Below are 14,596 nucleotides of genomic sequence, written 5' to 3'. Positions count from 1 at the left end.
GGCCCGCGATCGCATAAAGCCTGTTCCCAAATCGTTCACGTTGGCTCAAGTCTCTGGGCTAACCCTCTGAAAGCTCGACGCTTATGGGAAAATCACTGATTCCGCCGGAGCCCGCGGAGATTCACGAGGTCGCGCTGCGCGAGGCGCTGGAAGAGCGCTATCTCGCCTACGCGCTCTCCACCATCATGCACCGCGCCCTTCCGGATGCGCGCGACGGCCTGAAGCCCGTGCACCGGCGCATCCTCTACGGCATGCGGCTGCTGCGGCTCGACCCCGGCACGGCGTTCAAGAAGTCCGCCAAGATCGTCGGCGATGTGATGGGTTCGTTCCATCCGCATGGCGACCAGGCGATCTATGACGCCATGGTGCGTCTCGCGCAGGACTTCTCCTCGCGCTATCCGCTGGTCGACGGCCAGGGCAATTTCGGCAATATCGACGGCGATAATCCGGCCGCCTATCGCTACACCGAAGCGCGCATGACCGATGTGGCGCGGCTGCTGCTCGAAGGCATCGACGAGGACGGCGTCGAGTTCCGGCCGAACTATGACGGCCAGTCGAAGGAGCCGGTGGTGCTGCCGGGCGGCTTCCCGAACCTGCTCGCCAACGGCGCGCAGGGCATCGCCGTGGGCATGGCGACCTCGATCCCGCCGCACAACGCCGCCGAGCTGTGCGACGCCGCGCTGCATCTGATCGAGAAGCCCGATGCCAAGTCGCGCGCGCTGCTGCGCTGGGTGAAGGGCCCGGACTTCCCAACGGGCGGCACCGTGATCGACTCCAAGGAGTCGATCATCGAGGCCTACACCACCGGTCGCGGCTCGTTCCGCGTCCGCGCCAAGTGGAAGCAGGAAGAGGGCAATCGCGGCACCTGGATCGTCGTCATCACCGAGATCCCGTATCTGGTGCAGAAGTCGCGGCTCGTCGAGAAGATCGCCGAGCTCTTGAACGAGAAGAAGCTGCCGCTGGTCGGCGACGTCCGCGATGAATCCGCGGAGGACGTGCGGCTGGTGATCGAGCCGAAGTCGAAGAACGTCGATCCCGCGCTGATGATGGAATCGCTGTTCCGGCTGACGGATCTCGAGAGCAAGATTCCGCTCAACCTCAACGTGCTGATCAAGGGCAAGATCCCGAAGGTGGTCGGGCTGGCCGAGTGCCTGCGCGAATGGCTCGACCATCTGCGCGACGTGCTGCTGCGCCGCTCGAACTACCGCAAGAAGCAGATCGAGAACCGGCTGGAGATTCTCGGCGGCTATTTGATCGCCTATCTCAACATCGACGAGGTGATCCGGATCATCCGCACCGAGGACGAGCCGAAGCCGGTCCTGATGAAGACCTTCAAGCTCACCGAGGTGCAGGCCGAGGCGATCCTCAACATGCGCCTGCGCTCTTTGCGCAAGCTCGAGGAAATGGAGATCCGCACCGAGGACAAGAACCTGCGCGGCGAGCTGAAGGGCATCAACGAGCTGCTCGGCTCCGAGCAGATCCAGTGGGCCAAGGTCGGCGAGCAGGTCAAGACCGTGCGCGACATGTTCGGGCCGAAGACGCCGCTCGGCAAGCGCCGCACCAATTTCGCCGATGCGCCGGAGCACGATCTCGCCGCCATCGAGGAGGCCTTCATCGAGCGCGAGCCGGTCACGGTGGTCGTCTCCGAGAAGGGCTGGGTGCGTACACTGAAAGGTCACGTCGCCGATCTGTCGAACCTGCAGTTCAAGACCGACGACCAGCTCGGTCAATGGTTCTTCGCCGAGAACACCTCGAAGGTGCTGCTGTTCGCGACCAACGGCAAATTCTACTCGCTCGATGTCGGCAAGCTGCCGGGCGGCCGCGGCCATGGCGAGCCGATCCGCATGTTCATCGACCTCGACCAGGATGCCTCGATCGTGTCGATGTTCGTCACCAAGGGCGAGCGCAAGTTCCTGGTGGCGGCCTCCGACGGCCAGGGTTTTGTGGTCAAGGAAGAGGACTGCGTCAGCAACACCCGCAAGGGCAAGCAGGTGCTGAACGTGACGGCGCCAGCGGAAGCGCGCGCGATCTGCACGGTCACGGGCGATCAGGTCGCGGTCATCGGCACCAACCACAAGATGGTGGTGTTCGGCCTCGACCAGGTGCCGGAGATGGCACGCGGCCGCGGCGTCCGCCTGCAGAAATACACCAGCGCGCAGCTGTCCGACGTCACCACGTTCGAGCAGAAGCAGGGCCTGGCCTGGAAGGATTCCGCCGGCCGCGACCAGGGCCTCAGCTGGAAGGACCTCGCCGACTACCGCGGCAACCGCGCCGACGCCGGCCGCATCGCGCAGGGCCTGCCGAAGTCGAACAAGTTCAACCGGCCGATCGAGTGAGGCGGGCAGGGGTGAGATGAACAAAGGCCCGGCGATCCCACGACTGTTCGATCGTGCATCAGCCGGACCGGCAAAAGAGGTCGTCGTCCCGGGCAAGCCCCGCGCGCTTAGCGCGTGGGGCGCCGACCCGGGACCCATAACCACAGGACGCTGGATGGGGCACGCTGGAACGACGAGCCTGCCAACCAATTGCCGCCGGTGGTTATGGGTCCCGGCGTTCGCCGGGACGACATCGAGAGTGCTCATTAGCAGCGAGTGTTAGGTCCTATGGTGCAGTCACACTCCCATCAAGACCACGAAGATCACGATCACCCGTACGATCACTCCCACGCGCATTCTCATTCCCACTCCCACGCCGGCCACAGCCACGCGCCCGCCAGCTTCGGCGCGGCCTTCGCGATCGGCGTCGCGCTCAACACCGTCTTTGTCATCGCCGAGCTGATCTTCGGCTACGCCGCCAACTCGCTGGCCCTGATTTCCGACGCGATCCACAATCTCTCCGACGTGATGTCGCTGCTGCTGGCCTGGGGCGCGTTGTGGCTCTCGGGCCGACGGCCGACCGACCGGCACACCTACGGCTATCGCCGCGCCTCGATCCTGGCCGCCTTGATCAATGCCGGCCTCCTGCTGCTCGTGGTCGGCGGCATCGCGGTCGAAGCCGTCGACCGCCTGCGCAATCCGGGCGAAGTTGCCGGCCTCACCGTGCTGTGGGTCGCGGCGCTCGGCATCGTCATCAATGGCGCCACCGCGATGCTGTTCATGCGCGGTCGCGACACCGACCTCAACATCCGCGGTGCGTACCTGCACATGGCAGCCGATGCCGCCGTGTCATTCGGCGTCGTCGTCGCGGCGCTCATCACGATCTGGACCGGCTGGCTGTGGGTCGATCCGGTCGTCAGCCTCGTCATCGCGCTCGTCGTGCTGTTGAGCGGCTGGGAGCTCGCCCGCGACAGCGTCAACCTCGCGCTCGATGCCGTGCCGCGCGACATCGCGCTGCCGGAGGTGCGCGACTATCTCGCCTCGCTCGACGGCGTCCACGAGGTGCACGACCTCCACATCTGGGCGATGAGCACCAACGAGACCGCGCTGACGGCGCATCTGGTGTGCCCCGATGGCACCGACGACGCCTTCCTGCACCGGATCTGCGCCGAGCTCTCCCGCCGCTTCAACATCCAGCATCCGACCTTGCAGATCGAAGCCGACGGCAAGCCGTGCAAGCTGGCGCCGGCCGACGTGGTGTGAGCCGCTGATGCCTCAGCTCACCCCCGCCAGCCTAAGCAGAACACCGGCGGCGCAGGAGGCGGCGAGCACGGTCAGCATGCCCAGCTTGAAGCGGAGGATGGCAACTGCCGCAGCCAGTGACAGCACCAGGGCCGGCAGGTCGACACTCCCGAGCACCGGTGCATCGAAGTCGAGGCCGAAGCCGCTCACCGGCACGGTCTGGCGGAACAGCGTATGCAGCGCGAACCAGATCGAGAGATTGAGGATCACGCCGACCACCGCCGCGGTGATCGCGCCGAGCGCGCCGGCGAGACCCTTGTTGCCGCGCAGGCGCTCGATATACGGCGCGCCGACGAAGATCCACAGGAAGCAGGGCGCGAACGTCACCCAGGTCGCGAGCAGGCCGCCGAGCGTGCCCGCGATCAGCGGTGAGAACGATCCGGGATCGCGCGACGCCGCGACGAATCCGACGAATTGCAGCACCATGATCAGCGGGCCCGGCGTGGTCTCGGCCATGCCGAGCCCGTCCAGCATCTCCGCAGGTTTCAGCCAATGAAAGTGCTCGACCGCCTGCTGCCCGACATAGGCGAGCACCGCATAGGCGCCGCCGAACGTCACCATCGCCATCTTGCTGAAGAACAGCGCGATCTGGCTGAACGTGCTGCCGATGCCCGTCACCGCCACGATCGCGGCGACCGGAATCAGCCACAGCGCGAGCCAGACCGCTGCTGTCAGCAGCGTGCGACGCGCGTTCGGCTTGGCGTGATCGGGCAGCACTTCGCCGAGGGCGCTTTCGCTATCGCCATTGCCGCTGGAGCCATGACCCGCCGCGGCGAATTCGGGCCGGCCGGCGCGCGCGCCGAGATAGCCGATCACGCCGGCGGCGATGATGATCAGCGGGAAGGGCACCGCGAAGAAGAAGATCGCAATGAACGCGGCCGCCGCGAGCCCGATCATGACATTGTTGCGCAATGCGCGGCTGCCGATGCGCACCACGGCCTGGATCACGATCGCGAGCACGGCCGCCTTCAGGCCGAAGAACAGCGCCTCGACGAACCAGACATGGCCGAACGCGACGTAGATCCAGCTCAAGGCCATGATCGCGATGATGCCGGGCAGGATGAACAGGCCGCCGGCCATCAGGCCGCCTGCCGTCCGGTGCATCAGCCAGCCGATATAGGTCGCGAGCTGCTGCGCCTCGGGCCCGGGCAGCAGCATGCAGTAATTGAGCGCATGCAGGAACCGGCTTTCGGACACCCAGCGCTTCTCGTCGACGATGATCCGATGCATCACCGCGATCTGCCCGGCCGGTCCGCCGAACGACAGCGACGCCACGCGCAGCCAGACCTTGAAGGCCTCGGCGAAGCTGACGCCATGGCTGGCGTCAGCTTCAGAGGGGGCAGTCGATGAGACCAGCTCGGTCATGGCTTCACCTTGTTCGTCGGCCAGTTGTGCGATTCGCTCGTAGCGTCCCGACACCAGCGATAGAACGCATCATAGAGCCCAAGGCCAGCCTCGAGTTGGGCGAGATCGTCATCGTACATGCGGGACAGGCCGAGCGACGCGGCGAGCAGGCCCGGCGCTTCCTGGCAGAGATCGAGCCGGGCAGTATCGGCTGCACGGACGATGAGAGCAAGGCGCTGCAGGGCAGGGGTCGTCAGCCCGAATTCTTCGACCATCACGTCGAAGGTGCAGAGCTCACCACGATGGCTCCAGAAGGTGTTCTCGACGTCGAACGGCGCAGCCTGAAAGCGCTCGGCAACCGCCATGACCTCGGATGGCGCGACGTACAGAAACACGGCATGCGGGTCGACGAAGCGGCGGATCAGCCAGGGGCAGGCGATGCGGTCGATCTTCGGCCGGGCGCGGGTCACCCAGACGGTTCGCCCGTCGGCATCGCGCGGCGGCAGTCTTTCGACCGCAACGAGCGGCAGGCCCGCCGCTTTCCAGGCCTCGAAGCCGCCCTCGAGATTCTCCGCCGAGGCCTTGGCGACGCGCAGCCAGGCCGCCGCGCCATGCGACAGCTTCGCGCCGCGCTGGCAGATGACGATCACGGATTGGCCGCTGAACTCCGCGCTCCATTGCGCGGCTTCCAGCGCAGGGTGCCGGATCGCACCGGGAATGAGCCGTGGATCAGCGGCGAAATCCTCCTTGGTACGAACGTCGATCAGGATCGGCCCCTGCGGGGTTCCGATCAGGCGGCTGAGCTTGTCTGGAGATATCGATGCAAAGGATGACATGATGCGTCCTCGTGCGAGAATGACGGGACGCGATACTTGGGCATGTCGCCTCGTGGGGAGATCGCGATGTCCCCATATGGAACATTACAGCGGAACCGGTTTGCGCTGTCAATCGTGGTGCAGGGTGGTTACGTCGTCCTATGGTAACGTGCGTGCCGCGCCCTGCGGGGCCCGCGAGACTGATGAGGAGAACGGCCGATGCCATCACAAGCCGATCATTGGGCGCATGACCACGTCTTCCTCGGCGCCCAGCACGAGCGCAACGAGCGGCGCACCTGGTTCGTGGTCGGCCTGACGCTGGTGATGATGGCCGGCGAGATCACCGCCGGATCCCTGTTCGGATCGATGGCGCTGCTGGCCGATGGCTGGCACATGGGCACGCACGCGGCCGCGCTCGGCATTGCCGGGCTCGCTTATCTCTTTGCCCGCCGTCACGCCCGCAATCCCTCTTTCACCTTCGGCACCGGCAAGTTCGGCGAGCTGGCGGCGTTCTCCAGCGCACTCATCCTGCTGATCATCGCCGTCCAGGTGGCCTATGAGAGCGCGGTCCGGCTGCTGAGCCCGGAGCCGATCGCCTATGGCGAGGCGATTGCGGTGGCCGTTCTCGGCCTGCTCGTCAATCTCGTCAGCGCCTGGCTGCTGGCCGGGGAGCATCACCATCATCATGGTCATTCTCATCAGGCCGAGCATCATCATGATGATCACGGCGACCACGACCACCGCGATGACCACGATCACCATCATCATGATCACCATGGCCATCACGACAACAATCTGCGCGCGGCCTATCTGCACGTGCTGGCGGATGCGGCGACATCGCTGCTGGCGATCGGCGCGCTGCTGATTGGCATGTATCTCGGCTGGAGCTGGGCGGACGCCGCGGTCGGACTGATCGGCAGCGCGGTCATCGCGAGCTGGGCTTACGGCCTGATCCGGGATGCCGGCGCGGTGCTCCTCGATGTCAACGGCGACCGGCGGCTGGAGGCGACGATCCGGGCGCGGCTGGAGGCGGGCGGCGATCGGGTGACGGACTTGCATCTGTGGCAGGTCGGACCAGGACATCGGGCCGTCGTCGTTTCGATCGTCTCTAATTCCCCTCTGGCGCCGGCCATGTACAAGCAGCGCCTGAGGGACCTGCACGGCCTGAGCCACGTCACCGTCGAAGTCGAGCGCGGCCTGCATGCCTGAGACCTGGATATGATTGAAGTTGGGGATCTGTTTGGATGACTGTCACGATCTTTCACAATCCTGCCTGCGGCACGTCGCGCAACACGTTGGCGATGATCCGCGCCTCGGGTGAGGAGCCGGATGTGATCGAATATCTGAAGACGCCGCCGAGCCGCGAGCAACTGGTCGCGCTGATCAATGCCATGGGCGTCAAGGTGCGCGACGTGCTGCGTGAGAAGGGGACGCCCTATGCCGAGCTCGGCCTCGGCGATCCCAAATGGACCGACGACCAGTTGATCGAGGCCATGCTCGCGCACCCCATCCTGATCAACCGGCCGATTGTGGTGACGGGCAAGGGCGCGCGGCTGTGCCGCCCGTCAGAGCTCGTGCTCGATCTGCTCGATCATCCCGTCTCCTCGTTCACCAAGGAGGATGGCGAGGTGGTGAGCCGGCCTGCCTGACGCTTTGTCGCGCCTGTTGCGAGAAGTTGGTGAGTTGACCCATGGACACGGCGACCCGTCTCGAAGTGATCAATTGGCTCACCGCGCAGGGCCTCACCGGCGTGCCGGAAAACGAAATCCTGCGCGGCTTCTGCGAGCGTTGCTGCGCGGCCGGCCTCGAACTGTCGCGCAGCCTCGCGATCATCGATACGCTGCATCCGATTTTCGAAGGACGCGGCTTCCGCTGGAACGATCTCGACACCAACGAACCCGACAGCTTCGAATATGGCTCCAGCAACGAGGGGGAGGCCGCGCAGAATTGGCGGCGCTCGGTCTTCCATCACATGCTGGAGACCGGCGACGACGAGTTCCGCATCGACCTGCTGAACTCGGCGCATCTCGATTTTCCGGTCATCGAGGAGCTCTCGGCCCAGGGTCATAAGCACTACCTCGCCTTCGTGCACCGGTTTGGTGAGGCCGGCACGCTCGGGCAGATGGACTGCTTCTATTCGAACTGGCTGACGCGCCGCCATGACGGTTTCACCGAGGATCAGATCAGCGCCTTGCGCGATCTGATCCCGCTCTTGGCGTTCACGATCAAGTCGGCGCAGCAGGTCGACATCGTTCGGACGCTCGGCAGGGTTTATCTCGGCCGCGATGCCTCCGAGCAGGTGCTGCGCGGCCGGATCTCCCGCGGTGTCACCGAGCGCATCAACGCCGTGCTGTGGTTCTCCGACCTGCGCAGCTCCACCGCGATCTCCGAGAGCATCTCGCCGGACGAGATCATCCCGCTGCTCAACGACTATGCGGAGGCGTCCATCGACGCGATCTACGAGGCCGGCGGCGACGTGCTGAAGCTGATCGGCGACGGCGTGCTGGCGATCTTCACCGGCGACATGGCCACCGCGCGGCAGGCCGCGCTGCGCGCCGAGCACCGCTTCCGATTGAACATCCTGAAGCTGAATGCGCGGCGGAGTGGGGAGGGGCGGCCCGTGACCACGGCCTATGTCGGCCTGCACATCGGCGAGGTGTTCTACGGCAATATCGGCAGCGAGGACCGGCTCGATTTCACCGTGGTAGGGCCTGCGGTGAACGAGGTCAGTCGCATCGCGTCGATGTGCCGCTCGGTCGATCGCGAGTTGCTGGCGTCCTCGGAATTCTGCGCCGGGCTCGACGATGAGGGACGCCGCTATCTGGTGTCGACCGGCCGCTACGCGCTGCGCGGCATCGGCCGTGCGCAGGATCTCTACACGCTCGATCCGGAGATCGCGGCGAGCCAGCCCGCGACGCGCGCCTACGAAAACTACCTGGCGTCAGAATGAGTTGGCGGACGAGATGTCGCACCCTTGACCCACGTCAATGCCCAGAACAGCCTGATCTGCCCAGCATCATCTGCCGGGGAGATGACGCTCATGTACTCACATATTCTGCTGCCGACCGATGGTTCCGACCTGTCAAAGGCGGCCATCAAGCACGGCATCGCGCTGGCAAAGACGACAGGGGCCAAGGTCACGGCGCTGGTGGTGTCGACGCCCTTGCATTCGCTGGTCGTCGATCCCCACGCCGCCACCAAGGCACTCGCGCAATACAAGTCGCTGGTGGCCGATCAGACCGCGAAATATCTCGATCATGTGAAGGAAGACGCGGAGCAGGCCGGCGTCGCCTGCGCCACGCTGTGCGTCGAGCACGACAAGCCATATGAGGCGATCGTCGAGACCGCGCGCAAGGAGGACTGCGATCTCGTGTTGATGGCCTCGCATGGGCTGCGCGGCGTCTCCGCGATTCTCGGCAGCGAGACCTTGAAGGTGCTGACGCATTCGACCGTACCGATCCTGGTCTATCGCTAGGCCGGCTGCGGCGCAGGTTGCTCTGCGATCGTGACCGCGGGTGAGACGAGGATGACGAGCGCCTGCAGGCCGAAAATCGCGGCAGCGGCATAAATGCAGTCGTCGGCACCGAAATGGCCGCCGATGATGGCCCCGAGCAGCGAGCCCAGCGGGCGGGCGCCGTAGCTCAGGATGTTAATGGCCGAGACGCGCCCGAGCAGTCCGGCCGGCGTCACGGCTTGCCGCAAGGTGGTGGTCGAGATCACCCACAGGATCGGGCCCGCGCCGAGCAGGAAGAAGCTGAGGGCGGCGAGCAGTGGGGAGGGAACGAAGGTCGTGAGTGCCATCACCAGCGCCGCGGCGAAGCCGGTGACTGGGCCTAATCCGATGACCGTGCCGAACGGCAAGCGCCGCATGAGGCGCGTGGCCAGCAGCGCACCGCAGACCATGCCGACGCCGAACATCGACAACACCGTGCCGACGCCGCCCGCCGACAGGCCGAGCCGATGCACCGCATAGGGCACGAAGATCGCGAGCAGCAGGAAATGCGCGGTGTTGAAGATGAATTGCGTGACGAACACCGGCCGCAGCAGCGGATGATGCAGCACGAAGGTGGCGCCCTCGCGGATATCGGCGAACGGATGCCGGCGTGGCGCGGGCGCGCGGGCAGGCTCGGCGATGCCGGCGAGGCACAGCGCCGCGCTCAGCGACAGCGCCGCCGCGACACCGAAGGCTGGCGCGCCGCCGATCCATCCGACCAGCATGCCGCCGACAGCAGGCCCGGCCGCGAAGGCGATGGTGCGGGCCAGCTCGATCCGTGCGTTGGCAGTGGCCAATTGCGTCGGGGACACGAGGCTCGGCACCAGAGCCGGCGCGGCGACGCTGAACACGACGGTGCCGCACACCGCGGCGAAGCCCAGCGTGGCGAGCAGCGGCAAGGTCAGATAACCGGCCGCAAAAGCGACGAGGATCGCAAGCAGCGCCAGCGCGCGCAGCGCTTCGGCCGCCGCCATCAACCGCCGCCGCGGCATGCGATCGGCGAGCAGGCCGGCCGGAATGGCGAACAGCACGAACGGCGCGGTCAGCGCCGTCTGCAGCAAGCCGGTCTCGCCCTCGCCGACGCCGAGCGCCAGCACGGCGACGATCGGTGCGGCGGCGAGCGCGATCTGCTCGGCCGATTGCGCCGTGAGGTTGGACCAGGCGAGACGATGGAAGCTGGCGGGCAGGGCAGAGGATGGCAGCATGTCGGGCAACCCAATGTGATGATGCTGCCATGATCAACTGCGGGTCGCATCGCGCCCACCCGCTTTCCGATCGCCCCAGCCGCGCGCCGCTCAGCCCGCGCCGGACGCCGCAGCGAGTCCCCACTGCTCGGGCAGAGTGCGGAGCGCCAGATGCGTGCCGGCATTCAGCGGCGCGGTCTTGAAACCGAACCTGTGCCAGGCCAGCGCCAGCGCATGCTTGGTGTAGATCGAGATGTGGCCGTTGCGCGGGCCGATGTACCACCAGGACATGCCCTGGCTCTCGAAGTCGTCCGGCTGGGTCAATGTCGAATAGAACACCGCGCCCGGTTCGGCGACGCAGGCCGCCATCGCGCCGATGGTGGCCAGTGGATCGGGTACGTGCTCGAGCGTCTCGAAGCAGGTCACGAGGTCGTACTTGCCGTCGGGAGGCGTCGCGTGCTCCGGCACCATCGGATCGTAGGTGAGAGCTTCGGCAAAGCCATGGGCGCGCAGGCTGGTGCAGAACACGTCGTTGCCGCCGCCAAAGTCGAGCACGCGCATGCTGGCCTTATGCGGCGCCCAGAAGCGGGCCACGGCAGCCGCATTGTCGGTCGGGCGCTTGACCCGATAGTCTGGATCCACGGCCTCATAGCCATCGTTGTAGATGTGGGTCTTGAACTGCTCGATGCTCCAGTTGTCGAATGCGTCTGTGAACAGGAAGCCGCAGTCGGCGCAGCGGCGGTAATAGATCGGCACGCCGGTCAGGGCGGCCTGGTGCACGTGCGCGGTCTGGCACGGACGGTTCATGTCGACGACGCCGTAGAGCTTGGCGGGACCGTCACAGATCTTGCAAGGCATGGGCGCATTCGAAACGGGCCGGAGACCGAGTTGGGCAGACAGCATGTTGAATTCCGTCAGGGGACCAATGAAGGCCGATGCTGCCGCTGCGCCAGATCAGCCGCGAATCGCATGAGCGTCGTGTTCCGATGATGGAGTGGTATGGGAATATTTCCAGCGTCCGCGCTGCTTCGCCATCGCTGGCTGCTCTTGCAAGTAAGTTGCATTAAAGGTCGGTTTCGTTCAGGATGAGACAATGGACGCAAAATCGACTGACCTTTCGCAGCTGCATGCCATGGTTCCGCCGAGCGACCGCCGGATGAACGGGTGGCGCAACGAGCGCGGCGAGCCATCGCTGGGCGACATGTTCGGCTCGGTGCGAACCTCCGGCAAGGGATCCCTGTGGCGGAAGCTGATCGCGTTTCTCGGCCCCGGCTATCTGGTCGCCGTCGGCTATATGGACCCTGGCAACTGGGCGACCTCGCTCGCCGGCGGTGCCAAGTTCGGCTACGTGCTGCTGTCGGTCGCGCTGCTCTCCAACCTGATGGCCATCGTGCTCCAGTCGCTGTGCACGCGGCTCGGTGTCGCCACGGGGCGCGACTTGGCGCAGGCCTGCCGCGACTCGACCCCGCGCTGGGTGTCGGTGCCGTTGTGGCTGTCGGCCGAGATCGCGATCACCGCGACCGATCTGGCCGAGGTCATCGGCACCGCGATCGGCCTCAGCCTGCTGTTCGGCCTGCCGCTGTCGATCGGCGTCTGTGTCACCGCGCTCGACGTCTTCCTGATCCTTGCGCTGCAAGCGTTCGGCTTCCGCTGGATCGAGGCCTTCGTGGTCGCGCTGCTCGGCGTCATCGCGCTGTGCTTTGCGATCCAGATCGCGATGGCGCAGCCGGACTGGGCGCAGGTGATCAAGGGCTTCGTCCCGAGCGGGCAGCTGATCGCCAATCCCGAGATGCTCTATCTGGCGCTCGGCATTCTCGGCGCGACCGTGATGCCGCACAACCTCTACCTGCATTCCGGGCTGGTGCAGACCCGCGGCTATGGCGACAGCCCCGAGGAAAAGCGCGAGGCGATCACGCTCTCGACCCTCGATTCCACAATCGCACTGTGCCTGGCGCTCACCATCAACGCGTCGATCCTGATCCTCGCGGCGGCGACCTTTCACCGGACCGGACAGCACGACATTGCCGAGCTCGACCAGGCGCACTCATTCCTGGCACCGCTGCTCGGATCGACGCTAGCGCCGACGCTGTTTGCGATCGCGCTGCTGTGCTGTGGACTGAACTCGACGATCACTGCGACGCTGTCCGGGCAGATCGTGATGGAAGGTTTCCTGCAGTGGCGTATCGCGCCATGGCTGCGCCGCCTGATCACGCGCATGATCGCCATCGTGCCCGCCGTCGTCGTGACGATCTGGGCTGGCGAAAAGGCGACCGGCCAGCTTCTGATCCTCAGTCAGGTCGTCCTCAGCCTGCAGCTTCCGTTTGCCGTCGTGCCGCTGGTGCTGATCACCGCGAGCCGGGCCAAGATGGGGCAATTCGTGGCGCCGCGCTGGTTGACGGCGCTGGCCGGGCTCATCGCCGTCGTGATCATCGCGCTGAATGCGAAGTTGGTGTGGGATCTGGCAACCGGGTGAGGACAGGCAGTAACGAATAGGGACTCAGGAAGCTCTCCTCGCCACTGCCTCTTCGCGAGTCGCCCAATTCACTCCTGCGGCTCGGGTGCCGTCTCGCCCTCGGCGTCGACGCGCAGCCAGCCGGCGGCCGCCAACCGCTGTTGCGGCAGATAGCGGCTCTTATAGTCCATCTTCTTCGAGCCCTCGATCCAGTAGCCGAGATAAACGTAAGGCAGCCCCTGGCGCCGCGCCCGCGCGATATGGTCGAGGATCATGAACGTGCCGAGCGAGCGCGTTGTCTCCGACGGGTCGAAAAAAGAGTACACCATCGACAGTCCGTCGCTGAGCACGTCGGTCAGGGCGACCGCGATCAGCTCGCCGCCGCGAGCGTTTGGACCATTGCTCAGGTTGCGCTTGCGGTACTCGATGATTCGCGTCTCGACATGGCTGTCCTCCACCATCATGGCGTAGTCCAGCACCGTCATGTCGGCCATGCCACCGTGGCGGTGCCGCTGGTCGAGATAGCCGCGGAAGATCGAATATTGCTCGGAGGTTGGCACCGCGCTGCGCTGCTCTCCGACCAGATCGGAGTTGCGCGCCAGCACCTTGCGGAAGTTTCGTGACGGCCGGAACTCATTGGCGATCACACGCACCGAGACGCAGGCGCGGCACTGGTCGCAGGCGGGACGATAGGCGATCGACTGGCTGCGGCGGAAGCCGCCATGGGTCAGGAGGTCGTTGAGATCGGTCGCCTTGTCACCCACCAGATGCGTGAACACCTTGCGCTCCTGCCGCCCGGGCAGATACGGGCAAGGCGAGGGGGCGGTCAGGTAGAATTGCGGGGTGTCACGCGAATGCTGGGTCAAGGAACGTCGTCAGCCTCCGGGGCGAACTTAGGCAAGGCGAACTTACGAAGGTGATCGTGAACAGAATTGCGCTCCGAAGGCGGCTGGTCAATCGCTTTTGATGCGCCACCTGAGGGGCTCACCATGTGCGGGCGGGTTCGCCGAGCTGCGCCCGCACCGACGTGTTGATCACGACCGTGCCGAGTACATAGTCATGCAGCAGTCGGCGGCGCCCGTTGAACAATCCGATCAGCAGGGCGAACGGCGAGAGCACCGAGACCGAGATCCAGAAGCACACGGCATGCACGGCACCGAGCACAAAATAGCCCGGCGCGCCGTACCAGGTGCGCAGCTCCAGATCCATCATGCGCATGCCGATGGTGGCCGAGTTCGGTCCGCCGATGGTGGCGCCGTAATAGACGATGGCCCAGATCACCGAGGCTGGCGACACCAGCCAGAACAGCGCCCAGCCGAGGCCGAGCGTGACCACGCCGAACAGCGCGATGAAGATGACGGCCAGGATCACCGGGACCGACAGCACCAGCAGATCGATCAGGAACGCAATCATCCGCCGCGTCAGTACGCCGCGAAACAGCTCCGGCTGCTGGGTGGGATCGTAGGCATGCGGCCGCACGCTAGGTCCGCCGCTGGACCAGCCGCCGCCATTGCCGGGGCTCGTATACGCCATCGAATTACCCTCCCGAATTGGCCACCAGGACATGGGAACAACGCGTGCGCTTGCAAGGGGCGATCCTTGCAACGCCCACGGCAAATTTTCGGCGATCTCGCGATCGTTTGAGGTCGAACGGGCAATGCCGCGGCCGAGGCAAAGCCGCCACGACGTGC

Annotated in this window: 13 protein-coding genes; 7 read left to right on the top strand and 6 right to left on the bottom strand. The window is 65.6% G+C overall.

The features are described from left to right. Positions 1–83 precede the first annotated feature (83 nt). Both parC and BRAD285_RS18720 read left to right on the top strand, forming a co-directional pair. Positions 84–2,336 (top strand): DNA topoisomerase IV subunit A, encoded by a 2,253-nt coding sequence (parC, locus tag BRAD285_RS18725; protein WP_006612752.1) that lies wholly within the window; start codon positions 84–86, stop codon positions 2,334–2,336. A 267-nt stretch (positions 2,337–2,603) separates the two neighbouring features. Then, the gene (locus BRAD285_RS18720; protein WP_006612754.1) at positions 2,604–3,578 is read left to right on the top strand and encodes a cation diffusion facilitator family transporter; all 975 of its coding nucleotides are present in this window, start codon (positions 2,604–2,606) and stop codon (positions 3,576–3,578) included. A 12-nt stretch (positions 3,579–3,590) separates the two neighbouring features. Here BRAD285_RS18720 and chrA read toward each other — a convergent pair whose 3' ends face one another. Together chrA and BRAD285_RS18710 are read right to left on the bottom strand one after the other, a co-directional pair. After that, positions 3,591–4,982 carry a chromate efflux transporter gene (chrA, locus tag BRAD285_RS18715; RefSeq protein WP_006612755.1) on the bottom strand — a complete coding sequence of 464 codons (1,392 nt, stop codon included), beginning with the start codon at positions 4,980–4,982 and terminating at the stop codon, positions 3,591–3,593. Next, positions 4,979–5,797: a sulfurtransferase/chromate resistance protein gene (locus BRAD285_RS18710; RefSeq protein WP_006612756.1), complete on the bottom strand. Its 819-nt coding sequence runs from the start codon at positions 5,795–5,797 to the stop codon at positions 4,979–4,981. The genes chrA and BRAD285_RS18710 overlap by 4 nt, the downstream gene beginning before the upstream one ends. Before the next feature lie 198 nt (positions 5,798–5,995). Between BRAD285_RS18710 and dmeF the strand changes: the two genes are divergently transcribed. The 4 genes from dmeF (at position 5,996) to BRAD285_RS18690 (ending at position 9,251) form a co-directional block, all read left to right on the top strand. After that, on the top strand, positions 5,996–6,985 hold the full coding sequence (gene dmeF, locus BRAD285_RS18705) for a CDF family Co(II)/Ni(II) efflux transporter DmeF (RefSeq protein WP_006612757.1): 990 nt from the start codon (positions 5,996–5,998) through the stop codon (positions 6,983–6,985). Between the two features lie 35 nt (positions 6,986–7,020). After that, on the top strand, positions 7,021–7,425 hold the full coding sequence (gene arsC / locus BRAD285_RS18700; RefSeq protein WP_006612758.1) for an arsenate reductase (glutaredoxin): 405 nt from the start codon (positions 7,021–7,023) through the stop codon (positions 7,423–7,425). Between the two features lie 41 nt (positions 7,426–7,466). Beyond that, positions 7,467–8,726 carry an adenylate/guanylate cyclase domain-containing protein gene (locus tag BRAD285_RS18695; protein ID WP_006612759.1) on the top strand — a complete coding sequence of 420 codons (1,260 nt, stop codon included), beginning with the start codon at positions 7,467–7,469 and terminating at the stop codon, positions 8,724–8,726. A gap of 90 nt (positions 8,727–8,816) precedes the next feature. Then, positions 8,817–9,251 (top strand): universal stress protein, encoded by a 435-nt coding sequence (locus tag BRAD285_RS18690; RefSeq protein WP_006612760.1) that lies wholly within the window; start codon positions 8,817–8,819, stop codon positions 9,249–9,251. Here the strand turns inward: BRAD285_RS18690 and BRAD285_RS18685 are convergent. After that, positions 9,248–10,474 carry an MFS transporter gene (locus BRAD285_RS18685; RefSeq protein WP_006612761.1) on the bottom strand — a complete coding sequence of 409 codons (1,227 nt, stop codon included), beginning with the start codon at positions 10,472–10,474 and terminating at the stop codon, positions 9,248–9,250. The two genes, BRAD285_RS18690 and BRAD285_RS18685, sit on opposite strands and share 4 nt — an antisense overlap. 90 nt (positions 10,475–10,564) lie before the next feature. Continuing rightward, positions 10,565–11,356, bottom strand: coding sequence for a class I SAM-dependent methyltransferase (locus BRAD285_RS18680; RefSeq protein WP_006612762.1), 792 nt, complete (start codon positions 11,354–11,356; stop codon positions 10,565–10,567). 190 nt (positions 11,357–11,546) lie between these two features. On the opposite strand from BRAD285_RS18680, the gene BRAD285_RS18675 reads away from it, so the two are divergent. Beyond that, a complete protein-coding gene (locus BRAD285_RS18675; protein ID WP_006612763.1) occupies positions 11,547–12,926 on the top strand; it encodes an Nramp family divalent metal transporter in 1,380 nt (459 codons plus the stop codon). Between the two features lie 68 nt (positions 12,927–12,994). On the opposite strand, the gene BRAD285_RS18670 is transcribed toward BRAD285_RS18675, so the two are convergent. Next, entirely contained in the window at positions 12,995–13,771 is a 777-nt protein-coding gene (locus BRAD285_RS18670) for an arginyltransferase (RefSeq protein ID WP_006612764.1), read from the bottom strand. A gap of 118 nt (positions 13,772–13,889) precedes the next feature. After that, positions 13,890–14,438 carry an RDD family protein gene (locus BRAD285_RS18665; protein WP_006612765.1) on the bottom strand — a complete coding sequence of 183 codons (549 nt, stop codon included), beginning with the start codon at positions 14,436–14,438 and terminating at the stop codon, positions 13,890–13,892. Positions 14,439–14,596: the final 158 nt, after the last annotated feature.

The organism is Bradyrhizobium sp. ORS 285, assembly GCF_900176205.1.
Taxonomy (GTDB): domain Bacteria; phylum Pseudomonadota; class Alphaproteobacteria; order Rhizobiales; family Xanthobacteraceae; genus Bradyrhizobium.
Note: the sequence above shows the minus strand (reverse complement) of the source record. Positions and strands in the feature narration are given on the sequence as shown.